Genomic DNA, 19,835 nt, shown 5'->3' with positions numbered 1-19,835 from the left:
GCTCGCGCAAGGCGACAGGATGAACGACGTGTTCTCCTCGTCCTCGGCCAGCCCGTTGCGCGTGACTTTCGGCAACTCGGCCGTATCGTTATTCTTTTTCGCGTTTGGTTTCAGCCCAACGCTTGAAGAAAGAATCGTGTTTCTGCATTTCGGCAACTGGGGTTAATTCGGTTTCCACGATCGGCCATGGAGCGACGTTTCTGTTCCTTGCGGCGGGCGCAAGAAGCCGGAACCGTGAACATTACCACCGTAGCCGCGGTTCCGAATGGGTCGTTTTCCAGCCCGACCGTACCGGGCTGCATCGTTTCGTAGGAGTTCGCTTCATGCCGCCGTTCGGCAAGTCCGTCGCCCGGAACGTTTATTTCCACGTAAGCCTGCTGGACACGCTAGAGCCGGAATCGCGCGACGCGGTTCACGCTGCGGGCTGCATCGCTCAGGTGCGCCCCGGCGAAGACTACAACGTCGTCAAGCTGAACCGGGACAAAAACGGCGTTTCGCTGCTCGATTATCCGGGATTTTTCGAGGAAGGTTTTCCGGTTCTCCGCCGCTATTGGACGGTCGACCTCGAAAATCACACCGTCCGCTTCCGCACCTACGAAAACTCCCTCAACCCGCCGATACTGCACCGCAAAGAACTGCTGTTGCCCGCAAGCCATCCACAAAGGGAAATGTTCGAGGCTTTGACCTCGTCCGCTGAGCAAATCGGCCTGTTCGACGACCCTTGCCGTATCGGGTTCAAGCAAGCCTGGGACATCCTGCTGGCACCGCGTGGATTCAAGGTGGCCGGGCATGAACTGGTGCCCATCGGCAATGACGAGTCCGACATCGGCGGATTCGGCTTGCCTACGGACTCTTTCGGCATCGCCCGCCACCTCACCGCGCTCACCCGCTACGGATTTTCCGCGCCGATCCAAACGCTCGCCCGGTTCGGATTTCTGGACGGTTCGAAAACCGTGTTCGACTACGGCTGCGGACGGGGGGACGACGTGCGCGGGCTCAGGGAAAACGGCATCGAGGCCGCCGGCTGGGACCCCTATTACGCGCCCGAAGAAACCCGGAGAAACGCCCAGATCGTCAACCTGGGATTTGTGATCAACGTCATCGAGGACATGGAGGAGCGCGTTGAAGCCCTGCAAGGCGCCTTTCGGCTGGCGGAGGAACTGCTGGTGGTTTCGGCCATGCTGGCCAACCCGGACGCCGTGCGCGGCACGCCTTACGGCGACGGCATTCTTACGTCGCGCAATACCTTTCAGAAATACTATACCCAGGGCGAGCTCCGTGCCTTCATCGCCGAGGTATTGGATGAAGAGCCCTTGTCGGTCGGCCCGGGCATTTTCTACGTCTTCAAGGACAAGGATGCCGAGCAGCGTTTCATGGTCGGGCGGCTGGAGAATCGGCGGAACATCCTGCGGCTCTCCCATCTCTCCCGCCCGGCAAAGCCCGCAAGAATCGGCAAGGCGGAAGCCAAGTATGAACTACATCGTGAGCTCCTGGATTCGCTGTGGGAAAACTGCCTGAAGCTCGGTCGCGACCCTGATCGCAGCGAGTTTCCAGATTCGGACGCCGTTGCCGCCCATTTCGGCTCGCTCCCGGCGGCTGTGCGCTTCGTCAAGTCCCGCAAGGAAAACGCCGAGGCCATTCTTGAACAGGCCCGGCGATCCCGCATCGACGACCTTCGTGTCTACTTTGCCTTGTGGCAGTTCGAAAAGCGCAAACCGTATCGCCATCTTGAAGCCCGCCTGCAAAAGGACATCAAAGCCTTCTTCGGCAACTACCGGGCGGCCCTCGAATCCGGTCGGGAACTCCTGTTCGCCGCCGCCAGCCCGGAGACCATAGAACAAGCCTGCCGGGAAGCCGCCGAGCAAGGTATCGGCCGGCTGGAGGAAGGCGAATCGCTGCAGCTTCCCACGCGGCTAGTCGTGCAACTGCCCGCCGTCCTGCGCGTCTATGTCGGCTGCGGCCTTCTTCTCTACGGCGACGTGAGCAGCGCCGATCTCATCAAGATTCATATTCGTTCCGGCAAGCTCTCCCTGATGAGTTTCGACGATTTTTCCGGCAAACCGCTGCCGCGACTGCTGCAACGGGTGAAGATCAACCTTCGAACCCAGGGACTCGACATCTTCGATTACGGCGAGCCGTACGAACCGCCTTATCTCTACCGGAAATCCCGCTTCATCAACGAAGAGTTTCCGAACTACGCCGAGCAACTGGCTTTCGACGAGATGCTGGAAAACCTGGGCGTGTTCGATTTCAGCGGCTACGGCCCCAGCCCCGCGGAATTTCATGCTCGCCTCGAAGCCGCCCGCTGGACCATCGACGGTTTCCGCCTCGTCCGCAGCCGCAGCATTCCCGATTTGGACGACCCTTGCGGGCGTTATTTCACCTACCGCCAATTGATCGAATGCGGCGAAACTCAGGCCCGCACCGGCTTACCCAATCGTCCCAAGGAACCCGACAGCTATTCCGCGCTGTACGACCTCGCCATCAACATTCTCGACCCGGTGATCGACTACTTCGGGATGATCGAACTCACCTACGGCTTCTGCTCGCCGGAGCTCGGTAAACAAATTCCCGCCCGCATCGCCCCGGAACTCGACCAACGCGCCGCCCACGAACTGAACCGGAAAGGCAAGTCGATCTGCCCCCGGCTCGGTGCGGCTGCGGATTTCTTGGTGCGGGATGAGGACATGGCAGAAGTCGCCCGCTGGATCATGGCGAACCTTCCCTACGACCGGTTGTACTACTACGGCTCCGACAAGCCGGTGCACGTCAGCTATTCCGAACATCCAACAGGGGAAGCGTACGAGATGAGAGTGGTTGGAAGGAGAAGGGTGCCGAGGGTTTTTGGTTGACGAAATGGTGGATTCGTGGCGCTGTTTTGAGTGCATCTTCATTCGGATTGAAATAGGTCATCACAGGTATCACAAACATAGTAGAGGGTATCCCTGTTACATTTGATATGTCCTGTAGCGCCAGCCCGAATTTCCCATTCGCATATTTTCGATTTATATTTCAATGTGCCCACTATATAACAAGGGGCATAATCGTAATAATCGTGGATAACTTTGTGGTCGACCTGTCGCGCACGCAGGAAAAATTTTCTGGCTTCGTGGTGGCTTAAGTCAACATCTGATGGTCGACATCTATCCGGCTCTTCTGAGCCAAAATCCGTCACATACACAGAGGAGGACCATTCGATGAATCGCTTTCTGGTTGCGTTTCTGTTCGCATTCATCGTGGGCACGTCTCCGGTCGCGGCCCAGACGATCGACGGTGGCGCGTACTTTTCGCCGATCACGGACAACGTCCAGCCGTTGATCCACGGCAGTCTTTTCAGCAAGTCGTATCTCGAGAAGAAGGGAAGGGGAACGGCACGGTCACGCAACCTGCCGCGCGATGCCGGCCGGGCGACGACCGCCGGCTCGATTCCGGTTCGCTTCGATCCCGCGATTTCGCGCGAGGTCCGCGACGAGTACATCGCGTCGATCGAGCGATCGAGCGGTACCCGAGCGGCCCGCAGTCTGGGGCGCTACTACGCAAGCAACGACGTGCATGCGCTGCTGCGCAAGGCGGTTTCCCCGTACGGCCTTCGCATCGATGATTTCGGCGACGTGACGACAGCATACTTCGCGGTGATGTGGATGACGGCAAACGATGCGCCGCTTCCCGGCGTCGACGAGGTGAGCGGGCTGCGCATGCAGACGCACGCGGCGCTGGCGGATCGTGGCCGCGTGCCCGACGATGCGGTGCGCCGTCAGCGCGTGGCCGAGAGCCTGATGTATCAGACGGTCACGCTGATCCGCGTCCGCGAGACGGCGCAGGCTGCGGGAAACCGGGATTTCCTGGCGCAGTTGGCCGATTCCGCGCAGGACGCGATGGCGCGGCAGGGCGTGGATCTGCGTGCCCTCGCGCTCACCGACGCCGGTTTCCGTCCCCGCTGATGGACACGATCGACACCGGGCCATTCGCGGCGTCGCGTTCGCCGGCCTCGATGGCCGATGCCGCGCGCCGTCGCCACGACTATCCCGGCACGGAGCTGCTGCGCACGCGCAGGCTGGTGCTGCGTGGATTGCGATTCCGCGACCTTTCCGCATTGTCGGCCCTGCATCGGGAGCCGTCGGTGCGCGCGCTCCTGCTGGAGCCCGCCCCGGCGTCCGCGCTCGAGAACGCGGGACTCATCATCCAGGCGAACCGCCTCTACGAGGAACATCCGGGACTCGGCATCTGGCATGCAGCGGATGCTGAGGATCGCTTCGTCGGCCTGTTCTCGCTGGTTCCGCTCGCCGGCGGCTCGGCTGTCGAACTCGGTGCGCGACTGCTGCCTTCCGCCGGCGGACGCCTTTATTCGCTGGAGGGTTCGCGTGCCCTGCGCGACATGGCATTCGAGCGGCTGGGGCTTCCCTGTCTGCACGGATACTGCCACCCGGAAAACACCGTGGTGCCTCTGCTTTTCCGCCGCCTCGGCTTCACGGCGATGGGGGAAACGACGCATCACGCACATCGCGCACTCGCGTTCCGGCTCGACCGACACGACTGGAGCGAACGCAACCGGCATCGAACGGAGAATCTCTGACATGAACGCACGATCCGCAACGGCATCCATGGATGACGCATTCGTCATCGGAACGGATCCGACGCTATCGCAACGGGTACGACGCGAGATGATCGACACGTTGGTCGCCAATGGCGGCGTCTCGGCCGCGGATGCGGAACGGGAGATCGCCAGCCGGGACTTCGCGGCGACGTTCGAGCGGTTCTTCGGAGCCATGGGCCTGTCCCCGCATCGCTTGCCGGACGTGTTCGCGGCACATCTGCTGGCGATGTGGAGCATCGTGCACCAGCAGTCGCTTCCGGATCGCGTCGTCGCCGAGGGCGTCCGCACGCAGTTCGAAACCCTGCTTCGCGGCCGGCCGGAGGCGCGGAATGCGGAGCAGCGTCAGCTGATCGGCGAGGCGCTCCTGTGCGAGAGCGTGCTCTCGCTGGAAGCACGCGAGGACGCGCAGGCACGCGACGACCGCAAGGAGCTCGCGCAGATGGCGGAGTCGGCGCAGCGCAACATGCTGCAGCGACAGGGCATCAACCTGCGCAAGACACGCCTGGGGGCGCAGGGCATGCGCCGCGCCTGATACGTCCTGCCGGCGCGAATCGACATGCGCGTCCTCGCGCGTCGGGGATCAAAGGTCGCGCAACACCCAGCCTCGTGGCACCGCACGCGCGGGTTCGCTTTCGATCATCGCCGCCGCCGCGGCGATCCCGGATGCCGGCAGTCCTTGCATCCAGCCCGAGGCGATCGTCGCGAGGCGCTCGCGCGTCCCGCGCATGTAGATGCCTTCCAGTTCGGTCTGCGTGTCCGCCGCGAGCTTGCGCGGATAGAGTGCGCGGGCGTCGGCGTCCGCATTGACGAGATCGATCAGCTTGCGCAGCGAATCGGCGAATACCTCGGACCCCAGCCGGATGCGCTGCGTGCCCTGTCCGAACCAGGCGGTCAGGTATTCGATCGGACCGAAGGATCGCAGTGGCGCGGAGCCGAACAACTGGCTGCCGATCTGGCCGCCGGTCGCGCTGCCTGCCTGCCAGAGCCGGCTTGCTCCCCACGCCGTCAGCGTGCCGGTCGGCAGGTCGTTGCGACGCAGGCCCACGGCCAGCGTCGCCGCAAGGACGCGCTTGCCCGGTTCGTCGGCGCTTTCGCCGACCGTTGCCAGCAGCTTGATGAAAGCGGGGTAGCCCTCGTTTTCGCCGAGCTTGCGCGCGACACGCTTGAGCAGGGCGAGCCGGAAATCGTCGTCCCGGTTGAAAAGCAGCGCGCTGACGAGGCGGCCAGCGGTGACCACGATCGGGTGCTGCTGCGGATGGGCCGCCATGGCAAACGGGCCGGTCAGCGCAGGCCGGACAGGATCGCCTCGACGGCCTGGTCGAGTGCCATGGAGTCGTCCGCCGAAATCGCCGCGACGTCCGCCAGCGGGAGCAGGCGCGCGCTGCCCTCGGACCCGTTCCACACGTCCTCGGCGAGCAGGATCTCGCCCGCATCGCGTTCGCGCGGCGCGTCCGCTACATGCTCGATGCGCCGTGCTTCGGCCTCCGCGGGCGGCGAGGCGGCCGGGCGGGAGTCGAGTCCGAGCCGACCTGCGTCCAGCGCAGCCGCTGCCGTCTCCGCATCGAGCGGCTTGAGCAGCGGCGTCACGTTTTCGGTCGGGATCTTCATCTTCGATCGCAACTCCGTGGCATGCGGGATGCGCGCCACGCTGGCATGAAGGGTAGCGCAGCCGCCCGATCCGGGCACCTAGGGTTTACCCACGGTCGGCCCCGGGTACCGATCCGGAATACCATGTCGCGTCCGCCGGCAGCGGTCGATCCGATGCCGGCTCGGAGTCGAGGCGGAGCGATGGCCGGCAAGAAGAACGACAGCGGCGACCGTACCGAGAAGCCGACCGCGAAGCGATTGAAGGACGCACGCAAGGAAGGCGACGTCCACAAGAGCCGCGAGCTCACCAGCACCGTGATCGTGCTGATCTGGCTGGCCGCGATCTGGCTCCTTCTTCCCTCCTATCTGCGACAGCTGGACGGGCTGTTCGCGGTCGCCTTCGAGGCGATACGGAATCCCGGCCCGGAAACGCTGGCCATGGCACTGGAGAAATCGGGCATCGCGTTCGTCCTGCTGACGGTTCCCGTGATGTTCGCCGTGGCGCTGATCGGTCTTTTCGCTGACTTCGTCCAGATCGGCCCCGTGTTCGCTCCCAAGCGCGTCAAGCCCGACCTCTCGCGGCTCAATCCGAGCGAGGGCGTCAAGAACATGTTCTCGAAGGACAACCTCGTCGAGGTCATCAAGTCGATCCTCAAGACCGCCGGGCTCGCCGCGATCTTCGTGGTGGTGCTGTGGGGGCTTCTGCCGCAGTACATCGCGTTGCCGCTCGGGCAGATCGGCGACATCGGGATCGCGCACTGGCAGGGTATGCTGCGCATGTGCGCCTGGACCGTGTTCGTGTTCTTCTTCGTATCCGCGCTCGATGCGTTCTGGCAGCGGCACTCGTACATCAAGCGGCTGCAGATGAGTCGTCGCGACATCCGCCAGGAATCGAAGGAGAACGAGGGCGACCCGCACATCAAGGGACGTCGTCGCCAGCTCCACCAGGAGTGGGCGCAGCAGAACATGCTGCATTCCGTGCGCAAGGCCAGCGTCGTGGTGACCAATCCGACGCACGTGGCGGTCGCATTGCTGTACGAGGAAGGCGAGACGGACATCCCGGTGGTGGTCGCCAAGGGCGAGGACCACGAAGCGGCGATGATCCGCAAGGCTGCCGAGGATGCCGGCGTGCCGATCATGCAGGACGTGGCGCTGGCGCGCGGCCTCAACGAGAAGGTCGGGCTCGACGACTACATCACGCCCGAGTTCTTCCAGGCGGTGGCGGAAGTGCTGCGCTGGGCCGAGGGCATGCGTCGCGCACGCGAAGGTCGCTGACCGCATTCCGTTCCGGAGAGCCGACGCCGCCGGACTGCGCAGCGGTCAATGGATCGGCTTGGGCAGTCCGGCTTCCTCGCGCTGGCGCCGCCGGTAGTCAGGTTCCGCCGGCACCTCGCCGATGCCGTTGTCGCGCAGCCATTGCTGCGACTTGCGCTGCCAGTCGGCAAGTTCCGGAAACCGGGTCTCGTCGATCGGATACCAGTAGATCGCTTCGAGCACGATCGGTGCGCCGACGTTCGCGCCGTCGGCTGCCGCCTCGAGGCGCACGGTGGGATCGGCGCCGTGCGTCAACAGCCAGTGGACCTTGTCGAACTGTCCCGTGGCCGCGTAGTAGGCGAGCATCGAGCGTGATTTGAAGCCGTGAACGCCGGCGTTGATGTCGGCACCGCGTTCGACGAGCAGCTTCACCGATTCCCAGTTGCGATGGAGCATCGCCACGCGCGCGAGCGGTTCGCCGTCCCGGTTCTGCAGGTTCGGGTCACCGCCATGATCGAGCAGAAGGCGCAGCCATTCCGGATCGTCCAGCATCGCGACCAGAACCATAGGAGAGCCGAATCGCGGCAGCGGCAGGTTGGGGTCGGCGCCGTTTTCGAGAAGGGCGCGTGTACCTTCGCGGTTGCCGGCCTGCACCGGCCACAGCAGCAACGGCATGCCTTCGCGCGAGATCGCGTTCGGATTGGCGTTCTTCTCGCGGACGAGGCGCGCGACTTCGGCCGCATCGCCGCGCGCCGCAGCGCGAGCGAGTTCGAGATCGGCACCGCTGAAGTGGTCTTCGACGCGGATGTTCTTGGTCATCGGCATGGGATTGGCTGCGCGCATCGGCGCGAAAGGAGACTCCTGCGCCTCGCATGCGGCAAGTGCCGCCGTCGCGACGAACGCCATCATGCGCAGCCGATACGTCGTGCGAGGCATCATGCTGCGAGTATCACCGCCGAGGTGCGTCTTGCCAACCGAGCGCGATCACTCAGCGCCCCAGGCGTGCCTCCAGTGCCGCTTCCTGTTCGCCGACGATGTGCGCCATGCCATTGTCGACCACGTCGCCGCCATGCCTGTAGGTCATCTCGCCGATGCTCTCGACGGCATCGCCGAGCACGGGGTCACGCGCAGCCACGATTCCGGCATGCGTGACGCCGGCTGCCGTGGCCGTTGCTCCGATGGGCGAGGTCAGGCTTCCAGCGACGCCGAGTGCCTTCAATCCACCGCCGATGCGGTCGCCGAGCCAGGACAGCGTGTCGCCGCCCCGGTCGAGCAGGCGCGATACGCCATCGCCGATGCGCTGTGCCACGTTCGCGCCGAGATCCCCCGCGCGGTCCAGCGCACGGGCTGCCGCATCGCCGGCGCGATCGAGCGCGTTTCCGACGACGTTGTCTGTGATTTTATCTATCTGAATATGTTTACTTGTGCACGAAGCAAGAAAAATGGTTGCTAAAAAAATGATCAATCTGCTGTTCATTTCCACACCGCCGTACTTGCTTCCCCCGAATTTTTACAGCAAATCTACGTTTCTGCGATTACTTGCGGTTGAAGGGTGACCATCACCACGTCGTCGACGCCATTCCCTTCGACCAACACGTCTACCTTGATGAAACCGGTGCCCGTTTGAACATGACCTTGCCCTATGGTCGCGCTCCACTCGGCGAACGCGTGATCGACGAACAGCCGGTGTCGCGGTGCTGACCGAGAAAGGCCTGGATGCCAGTGGTGCAATCAAGACGCGCTGACCGCAGAACGTTTCGTGGCGTATCTCGAAGTCTATGTGCCGCCGCTCTTGGTCACGGGCAAGACCCTGATTTTCGACCGCCATCCGGTCCACCGGGCGCGCGCCATTCGGGCGTTCCTGGACCGCCATCACGTCCGTTATGTCACCTGCCACCGTGCTCACCGGAACTCAATCCGAATAAAGCCGGCATTTCTGAGGAATTACAGCGTTTTTATGGCCATAAAAATACAGATAAACTTCTATAAGTTAATGATTTTTACTCCCTTCTCATTCCAATTTGGGCCATTTTACTGTTTTATCCTTTGGCAACTTGTAAATATGGCGCAGGAGCTTTTGCATTTGTTCGGGAGTGAAGGGCGGCGCCTGGGCGAGATGGTGACGAACGCGATCCGCCTTTTCCTGGAGCGTGAAGGTGCAGGGTAGATGATAAAGAGTCTCTTGGCGAACCCAATGGATCAGATACTCGGCCGGGTTGAGAGCGGGCGAGTACGGGGGGGTATGCAGAAACTCCACCGTGGTGGCTTTCAAGTCCGGCCAGTGGGCGAGTTCGGCGATCTCCGACAGCAACTCCCTTGCGGCCACTTCCAGGGCGTGCCGATGGGTGCGGGCATTGTCCAGAATCAGGGTGATCCAATGGCACCCTTGCTGTACGTAGCGCAGCACCGTCAGCACCACGACGAAGACGACATCGCCGGTTTTGCCCTGGGAGCGGAATTGAACCCCGGTGAGCCCCCGGTGCAAATCGACGGTCAGAAAACCATTCAGCCGGGGCCGCTGGCGTTCGTCGCTGGGCACCCTGGGCGCGGTATTCCGCTCGGCCCAAGCGTAATGCGTATCCGGAACGGAGCGCAGGGCAAACTCATCCAGCGCCACCCGAGCGCGGTCCGAAGGCCTGGCTTCCTCCACCTTTTTTTCCAAGGCGTCCACGAAGGCCGCCTGTAGCCGCGGTCGAGGCGGCCCATAGTCCCGATGCACCCGCTGGTGGGAAAGCCCGAACTGATCAAACAGTGGGTACAGGCGCCCCAACCCCAGATGAATATTCCACTTGGCGGCGATGAGGGCCTGCGCCCGCCGGGCCGTCCATTGATAGCTGTCCAGGCCATAATCGGCCGGCGTCTTATGCAGCAGGATGTAACGCAAGACTCGCCGTTGCCGGCAGGACAGGGCTTGGGGAACACGTCGCCGCTCCGGGGCCAGCAGCGTCTTAAAGCCCCCATGAAGATACAAATCCAGCCAATGCTCCAGCGTCTTGCGGCGAAGGTGCTGAGTCCGGCACACGTCCGCCAAAGTCTGGCCGTCCCAAACGGCCTTCAAGGCCGTGAGACGACGCCGGGGACGTTGCTCCTTGTGCCGGTAATACTGCTTCTGCCACTCCTCCCGGTCTTGAGGGGCCAACCGTTGGATACGGATTCTTCGGTTCATGACCGCCTCCCTTCCACAAATTGGTCAACTTCTTTCCTCTAAGAATAGCCCTTTTTGGAGCGAGAAGGGAGTAATAAAAACTTTGTTTTTAGTGTATTTTTTTGAAATTGAAAACGCTGTAACAAGAGACTTACTGTTCTGAAGTTCGCCCAAGAAAACACCGGTCGTAATGCCATTCCAGTGCTTTTATGCTTGGACGAAAGGGTGGTTGTAACCAAGAGAAGTCGATGGTTTTTCCGTGAAAGTGAGTAAGGCCGGAGTGTTCTGGCCCCGTTTCATCAAAATGCCCGGCTGCCACAATTACACGATACGCAGGATCGAGTGTCCAAATTCCCTGGTCAAATGCCCAGTGATGGTTGCTGCTTAGTGCCATGCCATTGGTGATATCGTCGTTCCGGCTTTTAGAAAATGCGTGGATATGGGCGGCTTCGACAATTGTGGTTCCATTGGGCAGCAATACCTTGAGCTTGCAAAGGGCACAGGCATATCTATAGAGGGGGACGATCTGCAACCGGAATTTCACATCACGTCCGGTGGAAGCGGAATCTTTCTCGTCGTCAAGAGTGTTCCCTTTTGGACACGCCTCGAAATTGATACCAAGCGCTTCCGCAAGCGCGGATTTTTCCTCGGGAAAAAACCAATTGCCGTTTATTAATACCTGTCTGGCATCGTCACGGTTCTCCCGAATGGTCAAAAATTGATAAAAGTCACCGACCAATTCTGCATGGGAAATTACGCGGTTCAATGCCGCTACTGAGCGCGGACGGATGACCGTCAGCGCTGCGTCAAGTCCGGGGCGTGCGAAGTGGGAGAGAATTCCGTCGCTTTTAAGATAGAAGAATGGGAGCTCGATCTGCCCCACATTGCGTCCACGATGGGCAACTACTTGCCAATAGGTAAGAAATCGAAACGCCAATTCAGGCGATAGACGGACCACCGGAAATTGAATTGTGCCTTCTTCGATTTGATCGATAATGGCCAGGAGCAATAGTGGTTTATGGGGGGCCGGAGTTCTTGAGGCTCTGTCGACCCTGAGTTTTGACAGTTTGGCCAGCCAATTCATTTTTCGTTACCTACTCAGCACCACCCCGAGTAGAAAGGAAAGCTCCGTAGCAACGTACATTTTCCTGCGGGATTGCCGAAAGTGGCGGCGAGCAGCGAGCGCCAGGCCGGCACTGGTGAAATATCCCGCCGCTCGGCGGTACAACACGGAAGCCCCCAAGCATGGGTTGAAGAAGTCCTGCACGAGATCGTCTCGGCCGGCGCGATAGGACAATCGGAATGAAAGATCTGACAGCTGCACTTCTGAGCTAAACCGATGAGAACCTGTGAGATTTAGCGTATGCCCTATTGGATCGAGGCATGAGCGTGATTATTGTTCGGAGGCATTTCGTATTCCATGAATCCCAAGACGGCTGGTGCCGTACCCATCCAATTCAATTATGGTCCATAACCACCGATCTGGTGTACCCGGTAAGCGACTCTTCTCGATGTAAGTGACGCGTCGGCAAAGGATTGCCGACCTACCACGGCTGCAACAGGCTCGCGCGCTCGTCGACCGGGGTTTCGAAGAATGAGCCCACACGACGCCGCGCTGTTATTAGCGTGTGGCCGGCGGAAACGGGATACGCGTCCCGGATTACGATACAGAGATCGTCACCTGCGATTATGCGTTTAAGCGACAATTGGAAGAAAGGGCAGTTTTCACGAACCTATCCTTGAGCGTCAATCCCTGTTTCCGAAGGGCGGAGTGCAACAGCCGCTTGCATTCGGGATCGATCTTTATACAACCGTTCGATAACCGGGCACCTCGAAAAACCCTGAATTTTGATGAAAACCCGGCTCTAATTTTTTGACCGGGCGGGCACACGAGCCGACTCCCTCACGCTCTTGTCGCCATTTCACTTTTCATTTTCCCCGAATCGCCCGCGTTGGGGGCCTTTCGGGCGAGGGTGGGCCTCAAAAGGCCACGACACCCGCCTGTTTCAGGTAAACCAGCCGCTTCAGGTTATAGCTGGCCGCCATCATCGTCATGGCAAAGTTCGCCCTCGCCTGGCCGATGGTGCGAATAAACTTGCCGCCCATTTGTGCGATGGCGGCGAAGGGATGCTCGACCCGTGCTCGGACCCGGGCGATGCGTTGATTACGTTGTTTCTGCCGTTCGGACAGCGGATGGTTGCGCTGGCCCTTGCGCTGGATGTGGTTGCGATAACCCGCTTCCTGGAGCTGGGCTTCCCGTTCCGCACTCGGATAGCCCTTGTCGGCATAGACGTCCCGGCTGGTGTTGCTAGTGTTCAACACCGCCTCAAAGTGCTGGCTGTCATGAGTAGCGGCGGTGCCGGTCTCGATCTTGCGGATAACCTTGTAGCGCTTGTCCACGTTGATGGAGAGCTTGTAGCCGTGGTGGCTCTTGCCGTGCTTCTTGGTCCAGGTGGCGTCCAGGTCTTTTTGCCGCCGCTTGGCCGGGCTCCAGTCCGCCGGCATCGCGCCTTCCTTCAGCATCTCCTTATCGTCCTTGCTGAAGTGCTGCTTTGGCGCAGGCACCAGGGTGGCGTCGATGATATGCCCCCCGCGGGCGATGTAGCCATGCTTGAGCAACTGCCGCTCGATGCCGTCGAACAGCGCCTGGGCGCCGACCTCGCCGATGCGGTTCTCGAAGGTCCACATCGTGGTGCGGTCCGGGATGCTGGCCGAGTCCATCAGCCCGCAGAAGCGCTGGTAACTCATCCGATCAAGCAACTGGTATTCCATCTGCTCGTCCGAGAGATTGTTGACCCGCTTGAGAAACAGGATGCGCACCATCGTTTCGGTGGGAAACGGCGGACGACCGCCTTGCGGGCTGACCGGTCGGGGCGCCGCCTGATCCACGTCCGCGGCAAGCGCCGCAAAGTCGATGTGGGTCTCGAAGGCCACCAGCGGATCGCCCATCCGGTCGATCTTCTGCTTGCGCAAATCGGCCGCAAACAGATCGGGTTTGATCGCGCTCTTCGGAGACTTTGGCATCTTCGGTTTGGTCATGTCTGGGACTCAACACACTGATTGGCTACAGGTCCTATTTTACCGGGCGCGCGCAGACCAAGGAGGTTTTTCGAGGTGCCCGGGAATGAATTATATCGTTAAAGAACATGGCGGTGACGCGTATGATTTAATAATGTCATCGTTGGGTATAAGGTGAGTATGTTTTTGCAGCTTTTTACTTTTGCTCTGGTGGGGATTTTCTTCTCCTGCATTTTATTGGTAGTGTTTGGTCAAGTGACAGTTCGAAAACTAAGAAAGAATCCGAATACAAAAGGGCGGCTTGGTGTCGAGTTCGTAAGTGGCTATGACATTTTTAATGTGGCTAGCGCATTATCCGCTCCTAAATGGTTTAGAGAAAGAGCTAGCCGCTCTACATTGTCATTCCTGGCCGCTGATTATCAGACTTTATATGAAAATACCTCTCTTTTTGACCGTATATTAGCCAGGGTGTTTTGGGGGGTTTCTACTGCATCTGTTTCAACTATGATTCTACTCATGATTTTAGACAAAATAGGTATATTTGACTGAGGCGTTTAATAAACACATTTAGCCGCTGTCTGAACTAGACATGATGTTTTGACCTGCCCATCTCAACAAACGTGGGTTATGTTGAAATGGGAAATTCACAACACAGAGCCACAATTGAGAGGGCAGGTCATGAAAATGTTTAATAGAGTTGTTTCAGATGCTAAACAATTGTAAATCAACAGATTTTGTAGTTCCAAAGCCCGGCGGAAAGTGAGAAAAAATAATCCACGAAGTGACCCAGATGATTTCTAATCCGATGCATCAAGCAGTGGAAGAACTTCATGCCGCCGATGGCATGCTCAACGATGACCCGCGTGGCGGCTTGTTTTCTGTTTTGTTTCTTCTGCTCAGGCGTCAATGTCGGATTAGGGTTTTTCTTGGATTTTCTGGGTTTCTTGTGGGGTAGATATATTTGGGTACTTTGATAATCTTTGTCCGCGCCCAGAAATCCTAAGTCAAGCCATAAATTGACCTTCTCGAACCACGCTGAACCCGGTGTGAAGACGTCTTTCATGAGTGTGTAGTCATGTACGCTGCCTGCCACAATGCAGCACAAAAACAATATCCTTCGATTAAAGTCGGAGATTACGAGGGATTTGAGCGTATGTCTTTTTTTTTTCCGCTGTAATGCTTTTCCTGTTCAGTTTCATCTTGGGGTCGAACGCAAGCGACCTCCACGCCATCGATCGCTATGTTCTTATATTGATCAATGAGTTGAGAAAATTCTTCTGGGGTTGTTAGCGTGCGCTCCGGCATGACGTTGAGGCTTGTCAACGCTCGCACTAAAACCGGCAGCAACCGGTCGATATGGGCATGGGCATGTCCGCCACTGAAACCGAAATGAAAGCCCAGAACGTCAAAAGTGGGATAGGTTTTCAGATAGTACAAAACGAAAAACAGCTTTTTCTCGTAAGAATCAAGATAACCTTTAGCAGGCTGTTGATTTTCTCGGCCCCGGAAGCCGCATGAATTCGTTGGATGGATCGCATAAAATAGGCATAACCGATTGTTTGTCATGGCAAAATGATATCATTTCAAGATACTTTGGACTCTTTCATGCGCGGCGCCGACATCACCCAGCAAGAACTCTTCAGCTACCGAACCTTGGAAGACCGGATTCCCAAGGATCATCCCCTTCGGAAGCTCCGGGCCGTGGTCGACATTCTGCTGACCACGCTGGACTCGGAATTTGATGCCCTCTATGCCCGGACCGGCCGGGAATCGATTCCGCCGGAGCGGCTGCTGCGCGCCAGTCTCATCCAAGTCTTGTTCTCTGTCCGCTCCGAGCGGCAGTTGGTCCAGCAGATCGAATTCAATCTTTTGTACCGCTGGTTTGTCGGGCTGACCCTGGATGCCGAGGTCTGGGACCACTCCACCTTCAGCGCCAACCGGGATCGGTTGCTGAACGAGCGGATTTCCCGGCTGTTTTTCGAGCGGGTCGTGTTGCTGGCGGAATGGCAGGACCTTTTGTCGGACGAGCATTTCTCGGTGGACGGCACGCTGATCCAGGCGTGGGCCTCCATGAAGAGCTTTGTGAAAAAGGATGGCAGCTCGCCTCCGCCGGAGGACGGCGGCCGGAATCCGTCCGTCGATTTCAAGGGCGAAAAGCGCTCCAACGCGACCCACGCCTCGACCACTGATCCGGAGGCTCGCCTTTACAAGAAAAGCGAAGGGGATAAAGCTCAACTGTGCTTCATGGGCCATGCCCTGATGGAAAACCGGACCGGCCTGGTCGTGGATGTCGAGGTGACTCACGCCACCGGCACGGCGGAACGGGACGCGGCCAAGATCATGATCGGTCGCACCGTCACGAAGCCCGGCGCGACGGTCGGGGCGGACAAGGCTTACGACGTGCCGGAGTTCGTGCAAGCTCTCCGGGAGCAGCGGGTCACGCCGCATGTCGCCCGGAAGGAAAAAGGCTCCGCCATCGATGGCCGCACCACCCGACACGCCGGCTACCGGACCAGCCTGAAGAGGCGCAAGCGGGTGGAAGAAATCTTCGGGTGGTCGAAGACCGTGGGCGGGTTACGCCAGACCCGGTTCCGGGGTTTGAAGAAGGTGGCGGCCCAGACCGTGTTCACTTTCGCCGCCTACAACCTGACCCGGTTGGGTGGGCTGTTCGGCTGGCGATGGTCGACGGCCTAGGCGGGCGTCTGCCCAAAATTCGCCGAAAGGCGGCAAGAACCCCCAAGCGGGGGGATGAAAACCGGCTAGAACCGGGATTTCAGAGCTAAAAGGACCTTCAGCACTAAAAATTAAGCCGCCGATAAGGGGTAAAGCCGAAGGCATGGAGGCGAATTTCAACAGCCTGTTAGGGCCGCCCTGTTTGACGTGTTTTATTTCGCCTTTTTCGACACGCTCTCGATCGATGGCTTGAGCGGCCGACTCGAATACTTTGACGAGGGCTGTGAACTTCGCCTTGGGCATTCCAATCAACGATGCCACGATGCGGTCATCGGTTATTTTGCTAAATTTGTCGTAGATCACGGAAGGTTTTTATATTTGGATTTGTTTAAGAAACAATTGGGCTATCAATACCATGCATTAGCATCAGGTACAACTCTAATGCAGAAGCGGTCCAGAACGAATCGGCAACGGCGCTGGGTTCAGTCAGACAAACCCGGGCGATCGGCAGCTATCCGGCCTATGTTGGCCTGGATGTACACAAGGAGACGATTGCGTTGGCAGTGGCACGGGCGGGACGAGAAAGCCCGGAATCCGGGGTGAAATCGCGAACAAGCCGAAGACGGTGGCAAAGTTGATCGAACGTTTGAGTAGAGAATTTGACGGGGAAGTGTTGTTGTTCTGCTATGAGGCGGGACCCTGTGGCTACGGGCTGTATCGTCAGCTACTGAAGATGGGCCACGACTGTCAGGTGGTCGCCCCGTCGCTGATCCCGAAGGAGCCCGGCGAGCGCATCAAGACGGACCGGCGGGATGCGTTTAAATTGGCGCAAACGTTGCGCAATGGGGATCTGACCGCGGTGTGGGTGCCGGATGAGAAGTAGGAGGCGATGCGCGATCTTACCGGGCGCGGGACGACTTGAAGGCACAGGAGCGCAAGGCGCGTCAGCAACTCGACGCCTATGTGCTGCGTCATGGTCACGCTTGGCCGTCGAACAAGAGTCGCTGGACGCGGACCCACTACAACTGGTTGGAGTCGCTCCGATTCGCCCCGGCAGCTGATGGCCTATCTCGGACTGGTTCCGAGCGAGCACAGCAGCGGGTCGCGACGACGGCAGGGCGGGATCACGCTGACCGGTAACCGGCATGCACGGCGAATGCTGGTAGAGTCAGCCTGGGGTTACCGCTTTCCGGCCCGGCAGACAGCGCACCTCAAGCGCAAGGCAGCCAATGCCTCCGACGGACCAAGGCCATTGCCTGGCGGGCACAGAAGCGATTATGCGGGCGTTATCGCACGCTGTTGCAGGCGGGCAAGAACACTAAACAGGACGACCGTGGCGATTGCGCGGGAACTGGCGGGCTTTATCTGGGACATCGCCTGCCGGGAGATGCCGAAGGTGGCTCGGCAGGCAGCGAGCTAAGCCGCGGCGATACGGAAGCCTTATTGTTGAACAGAAGAGGCGGTAAACAGGTGCGTTGAGTCGGGGCATGACCGGGCCGGTGTGGAGAACCCTTGTTCGGGCTATACCGGCATCGCCAACGGGAGAATCCCAAACGGGCATCCCAGTCGATGATCCCTGCTACTAGAGAAAGGCCAGCTCCGCGACGCAGTGAAGTCCGGTGAACCAACCCACGCATATCAGCATGATCCACCGCCGCAATCTGTCTGGCCGTGCCCTGACCCAACGCGCTTTCCCCAAACAGGGGACAATCAAGCACCGGGCTTATCCACCCTTTGCCCACCGGCTGGGAGCTCGAACGGAGAGCTCTTCGCCCGTGGACAAAGCGTGGATAAGCCCTCAAAGGCAAACCGAACACTTGACAGGTCAAAACATATCAGCCTTAATTTTTCGCGAATCGGAAAATACTTTACAAACACGCTCGGAATGTGACCTGGTTTGCCGCGGATTGTTTAATTGGCACACGTTTACGGCTTTCCTCTAAGTTTTTACGTGAGTGGTTCGAACGCTAGTCCCGCGCCCGAAGCGCGCTGAAGTTTCATCCGGAAAAGGACGGCTTTGGTCAATAGTGTTCGGCTCATTTTTTGCTTAAGGTGGCTTTGTGGCGTATTCGTTCCAGATAGGTGATGAGTTCCTTCTCGGTCGCCCAACCGCTCAGGTAATGGCACACCATTTCATAGGTGGCCTTGGTCGGGGCGTGGCCGATCCAGAGACTCAGCAGCAAACTGGCGATGATGGCGGCATACACCTGGAACGTAACGCTGTTGGCGGTCTGGCTGAGCAGATGCCGACAGCTCAACACGCACTTCAACCAACGAAAGAACAATTCCACGGTCCAGCGGCAGCGATAGGCCACGGCAATCAACTCGGCATCCAGGTCCAGGCGGTTGGTCACCAGAATGAGGGGCTCGACCGTGCCGTCAACGCGGCGGTGGCCGGTGCTGACCCAGACCAGCCGGAACGGCTGCGGCAAGAGTCGCGTGTGATGCGGTGTGCCCAGACGGCGCAGGTCCACATCGCGGATGACGCCTGCCGCCCGATCGGTGTCGGTGAGGGGGCGCTCCCGGCGCACCTCGTACGCGACGTTCTCCTGGCCCCGGCCGACAAAACTGCACGCATGGCCACCAACGGCGGCAGCGCTTCCGGTCCGGCGCGAGACGTTGGGGCCGGCACCCGGCCGGCGAGAGCGGCAATGACCTGTTCCAGCAAGGCGGCATCAAACACCTGTTGGGCTTCGCTGAGCGAGCCCAGCGCGATGCGGTGAATCCCGAGGCGCCGGACTTTGGCCAAGTCCGTCGTGCGTTGCAGCCCGCGCAAGCTGGTCATCGTGGGATTGAAAAAGTACAACAGCAGCAACAAGGCATACGGGTCGTAAAACAGATTCCGATTCCCGCCCGGTCGCGAACCGTACCGGCCGCATGCAAGTCGGTCAACAACGGTCCCAACAGTTCCAGGTATTTGACGCCTTGAACTCGGTCCTCTCCAGAAGGACCCCATGGAATGCTCATCGAAACCTCCGATGGAAACCCAACTCTACCCATGACTTCGACCATGGCATGCCCGCCCACATCCAGACAAAATTCGTGCCGAACACTATTGCTCCCAAAGGGAGAGGGGGCTCCTGCGGCTTTACTTTCTTGACTATTAGTATATTGGTACGATCGGGATGGAAGGCGCGCTCGAAGGAATAGTGAGCGGAAGAGTCGACAAGAGCTGGGCGATTCAGCATCATGATTCATGGAGTGAGCATCTCGCCGCGGATGGGTCCGGTTCTTCGGTTTCGGACAAGCCGCCGATTCCCGAGATCCGCCGCGCCGCCTCCTGAAGTGTCTTGTGTTTCCAAAGCTAAGGAGTGAACACCATGCCGAATCGTGTCTATAAACTGATAGAAATTGTCGGCACGTCGCCCAACGGAACCGACGAGGCAATTCGGAACGCTATTGAAAAAGCGTCGAAAACGGTCAAGAACATGGACTGGTTCCAGGTTGTCGAAACGCGGGGACACATTTCCGACGGGAAGATTGCCCATTACCAGGTGGTCTTGAAGGTCGGGTTTCGGCTGGAAGACTGAATCGGTCATCTGCCGGTATGAATATGCTTAGTCG

The 19,835-nt window shown here is 59.3% G+C and carries 19 protein-coding genes and 2 pseudogenes; 10 read left to right on the top strand and 11 right to left on the bottom strand.

Going from position 1 to position 19,835, the window contains the following annotated elements; genetic code table 11:
- Window positions 1-19 precede the first annotated feature (19 nt).
- The 5 genes from sS8_RS28200 (at window position 20) to sS8_RS16370 (ending at window position 5,126) form a co-directional block, all read left to right on the top strand.
- Window positions 20-166: a hypothetical protein gene (locus sS8_RS28200; RefSeq protein WP_170161118.1), complete on the top strand. Its 147-nt coding sequence runs from the start codon at window positions 20-22 to the stop codon at window positions 164-166.
- Between the two features lie 157 nt (window positions 167-323).
- Window positions 324-2,852, top strand: a complete 2,529-nt coding sequence (locus sS8_RS16390; protein WP_119630543.1) for a DNA phosphorothioation-associated putative methyltransferase — start codon at window positions 324-326, stop codon at window positions 2,850-2,852.
- A gap of 345 nt (window positions 2,853-3,197) precedes the next feature.
- Entirely contained in the window at window positions 3,198-3,941 is a 744-nt protein-coding gene (locus sS8_RS16380; RefSeq protein WP_145986565.1) for a hypothetical protein, read from the top strand.
- Window positions 3,941-4,573 carry a GNAT family N-acetyltransferase gene (locus sS8_RS16375; protein WP_119630540.1) on the top strand — a complete coding sequence of 211 codons (633 nt, stop codon included), beginning with the start codon at window positions 3,941-3,943 and terminating at the stop codon, window positions 4,571-4,573. The genes sS8_RS16380 and sS8_RS16375 overlap by 1 nt, the downstream gene beginning before the upstream one ends.
- Window position 4,574: 1 nt before the next feature.
- Entirely contained in the window at window positions 4,575-5,126 is a 552-nt protein-coding gene (locus sS8_RS16370; protein ID WP_145986564.1) for a DUF6683 family protein, read from the top strand.
- A 48-nt stretch (window positions 5,127-5,174) separates the two neighbouring features.
- Here the strand turns inward: sS8_RS16370 and sS8_RS16365 are convergent, their stop codons facing one another.
- Entirely contained in the window at window positions 5,175-5,861 is a 687-nt protein-coding gene (locus sS8_RS16365; RefSeq protein ID WP_119630538.1) for a hypothetical protein, read from the bottom strand.
- 14 nt (window positions 5,862-5,875) lie between these two features.
- Complete coding sequence (locus sS8_RS28195; RefSeq protein ID WP_170161117.1) at window positions 5,876-6,202, bottom strand: hypothetical protein; 327 nt, start codon at window positions 6,200-6,202, stop codon at window positions 5,876-5,878.
- 180 nt (window positions 6,203-6,382) lie between these two features.
- Here sS8_RS28195 and sctU point away from each other — a divergent pair, with 180 nt between their 5' ends.
- The gene (gene sctU, locus sS8_RS16360) at window positions 6,383-7,456 is read left to right on the top strand and encodes a type III secretion system export apparatus subunit SctU (RefSeq protein WP_170161116.1); all 1,074 of its coding nucleotides are present in this window, start codon (window positions 6,383-6,385) and stop codon (window positions 7,454-7,456) included.
- Window positions 7,457-7,501: 45 nt separating this feature from the next.
- Here the strand turns inward: sctU and sS8_RS16355 are convergent, their stop codons facing one another.
- The 6 genes from sS8_RS16355 to sS8_RS16325 form a co-directional block, all read right to left on the bottom strand.
- On the bottom strand, window positions 7,502-8,344 hold the full coding sequence (locus sS8_RS16355; RefSeq protein ID WP_170161115.1) for an ankyrin repeat domain-containing protein: 843 nt from the start codon (window positions 8,342-8,344) through the stop codon (window positions 7,502-7,504).
- Window positions 8,345-8,423: 79 nt separating this feature from the next.
- Window positions 8,424-8,918 (bottom strand): hypothetical protein, encoded by a 495-nt coding sequence (locus sS8_RS16350; protein WP_145986563.1) that lies wholly within the window; start codon window positions 8,916-8,918, stop codon window positions 8,424-8,426.
- Between the two features lie 528 nt (window positions 8,919-9,446).
- On the bottom strand, window positions 9,447-10,601 hold the full coding sequence (locus sS8_RS16345; RefSeq protein ID WP_119630534.1) for an IS630 family transposase: 1,155 nt from the start codon (window positions 10,599-10,601) through the stop codon (window positions 9,447-9,449).
- 130 nt (window positions 10,602-10,731) lie between these two features.
- A complete protein-coding gene (locus sS8_RS16340) occupies window positions 10,732-11,664 on the bottom strand; it encodes an HNH endonuclease (RefSeq protein ID WP_119630533.1) in 933 nt (310 codons plus the stop codon).
- Window positions 11,665-12,124: 460 nt separating this feature from the next.
- On the bottom strand, window positions 12,125-12,286 hold the full coding sequence (locus tag sS8_RS30005) for an HIT family protein (protein ID WP_179952376.1): 162 nt from the start codon (window positions 12,284-12,286) through the stop codon (window positions 12,125-12,127).
- Between the two features lie 274 nt (window positions 12,287-12,560).
- Window positions 12,561-13,604, bottom strand: coding sequence for an IS5 family transposase (locus sS8_RS16325; RefSeq protein ID WP_119632595.1), 1,044 nt, complete (start codon window positions 13,602-13,604; stop codon window positions 12,561-12,563).
- 174 nt (window positions 13,605-13,778) lie between these two features.
- Here sS8_RS16325 and sS8_RS16320 point away from each other — a divergent pair, with 174 nt between their 5' ends.
- Window positions 13,779-14,147 (top strand): hypothetical protein, encoded by a 369-nt coding sequence (locus tag sS8_RS16320; RefSeq protein WP_119630531.1) that lies wholly within the window; start codon window positions 13,779-13,781, stop codon window positions 14,145-14,147.
- A gap of 175 nt (window positions 14,148-14,322) precedes the next feature.
- Here the strand turns inward: sS8_RS16320 and sS8_RS16315 are convergent, their stop codons facing one another.
- Window positions 14,323-14,712, bottom strand: coding sequence for a transposase family protein (locus sS8_RS16315; protein WP_331852292.1), 390 nt, complete (start codon window positions 14,710-14,712; stop codon window positions 14,323-14,325).
- A gap of 20 nt (window positions 14,713-14,732) precedes the next feature.
- A complete protein-coding gene (locus tag sS8_RS16310) occupies window positions 14,733-15,164 on the bottom strand; it encodes a helix-turn-helix domain-containing protein (RefSeq protein WP_119630529.1) in 432 nt (143 codons plus the stop codon).
- Between the two features lie 39 nt (window positions 15,165-15,203).
- Here sS8_RS16310 and sS8_RS16305 point away from each other — a divergent pair, with 39 nt between their 5' ends.
- Together sS8_RS16305 and sS8_RS16300 are read left to right on the top strand one after the other, a co-directional pair.
- A complete protein-coding gene (locus sS8_RS16305; protein ID WP_119628055.1) occupies window positions 15,204-16,292 on the top strand; it encodes an IS5 family transposase in 1,089 nt (362 codons plus the stop codon).
- 482 nt (window positions 16,293-16,774) lie between these two features.
- Window positions 16,775-17,691 (top strand): annotated as a pseudogene (locus sS8_RS16300) (IS110 family transposase).
- Window positions 17,692-18,307: 616 nt separating this feature from the next.
- On the opposite strand, the pseudogene sS8_RS16295 reads toward sS8_RS16300, so the two are convergent.
- A pseudogene (locus sS8_RS16295) lies at window positions 18,308-18,838 on the bottom strand (transposase); the annotation flags it as partial.
- Window positions 18,839-19,591: 753 nt separating this feature from the next.
- Here sS8_RS16295 and sS8_RS16290 point away from each other — a divergent pair.
- The gene (locus sS8_RS16290; protein ID WP_119630527.1) at window positions 19,592-19,801 is read left to right on the top strand and encodes a dodecin; all 210 of its coding nucleotides are present in this window, start codon (window positions 19,592-19,594) and stop codon (window positions 19,799-19,801) included.
- Window positions 19,802-19,835 lie beyond the last annotated feature (34 nt).

The sequence above is a fragment of the Methylocaldum marinum genome (assembly GCF_003584645.1).
Taxonomy (GTDB): domain Bacteria; phylum Pseudomonadota; class Gammaproteobacteria; order Methylococcales; family Methylococcaceae; genus Methylocaldum; species Methylocaldum marinum.
This window is presented reverse-complemented; position numbering and strand designations above follow the sequence as displayed.

What these genes read in the sequence shown, in the direction of transcription:
- sS8_RS28200 (WP_170161118.1), top strand. Translation starts at nt 20, where the DNA reads ATGAACGACGTGTTCTCCTCGTCCTCGGCCAGCCCGTTGCGCGTGACT.
- sS8_RS16390 (WP_119630543.1), top strand. Translation starts at nt 324, where the DNA reads ATGCCGCCGTTCGGCAAGTCCGTCGCCCGGAACGTTTATTTCCACGTA.
- sS8_RS16380 (WP_145986565.1), top strand. Translation starts at nt 3,198, where the DNA reads ATGAATCGCTTTCTGGTTGCGTTTCTGTTCGCATTCATCGTGGGCACG.
- sS8_RS16375 (WP_119630540.1), top strand. Translation starts at nt 3,941, where the DNA reads ATGGACACGATCGACACCGGGCCATTCGCGGCGTCGCGTTCGCCGGCC.
- sS8_RS16370 (WP_145986564.1), top strand. Translation starts at nt 4,575, where the DNA reads ATGAACGCACGATCCGCAACGGCATCCATGGATGACGCATTCGTCATC.
- sS8_RS16365 (WP_119630538.1), bottom strand. Translation starts at nt 5,861, where the DNA reads ATGGCGGCCCATCCGCAGCAGCACCCGATCGTGGTCACCGCTGGCCGC.
- sS8_RS28195 (WP_170161117.1), bottom strand. Translation starts at nt 6,202, where the DNA reads ATGAAGATCCCGACCGAAAACGTGACGCCGCTGCTCAAGCCGCTCGAT.
- sctU (WP_170161116.1), top strand. Translation starts at nt 6,383, where the DNA reads ATGGCCGGCAAGAAGAACGACAGCGGCGACCGTACCGAGAAGCCGACC.
- sS8_RS16355 (WP_170161115.1), bottom strand. Translation starts at nt 8,344, where the DNA reads ATGATGGCGTTCGTCGCGACGGCGGCACTTGCCGCATGCGAGGCGCAG.
- sS8_RS16345 (WP_119630534.1), bottom strand. Translation starts at nt 10,601, where the DNA reads ATGAACCGAAGAATCCGTATCCAACGGTTGGCCCCTCAAGACCGGGAG.
- sS8_RS16340 (WP_119630533.1), bottom strand. Translation starts at nt 11,664, where the DNA reads ATGAATTGGCTGGCCAAACTGTCAAAACTCAGGGTCGACAGAGCCTCA.
- sS8_RS16325 (WP_119632595.1), bottom strand. Translation starts at nt 13,604, where the DNA reads ATGCCAAAGTCTCCGAAGAGCGCGATCAAACCCGATCTGTTTGCGGCC.
- sS8_RS16320 (WP_119630531.1), top strand. Translation starts at nt 13,779, where the DNA reads ATGTTTTTGCAGCTTTTTACTTTTGCTCTGGTGGGGATTTTCTTCTCC.
- sS8_RS16310 (WP_119630529.1), bottom strand. Translation starts at nt 15,164, where the DNA reads ATGACAAACAATCGGTTATGCCTATTTTATGCGATCCATCCAACGAAT.
- sS8_RS16305 (WP_119628055.1), top strand. Translation starts at nt 15,204, where the DNA reads ATGCGCGGCGCCGACATCACCCAGCAAGAACTCTTCAGCTACCGAACC.
- sS8_RS16290 (WP_119630527.1), top strand. Translation starts at nt 19,592, where the DNA reads ATGCCGAATCGTGTCTATAAACTGATAGAAATTGTCGGCACGTCGCCC.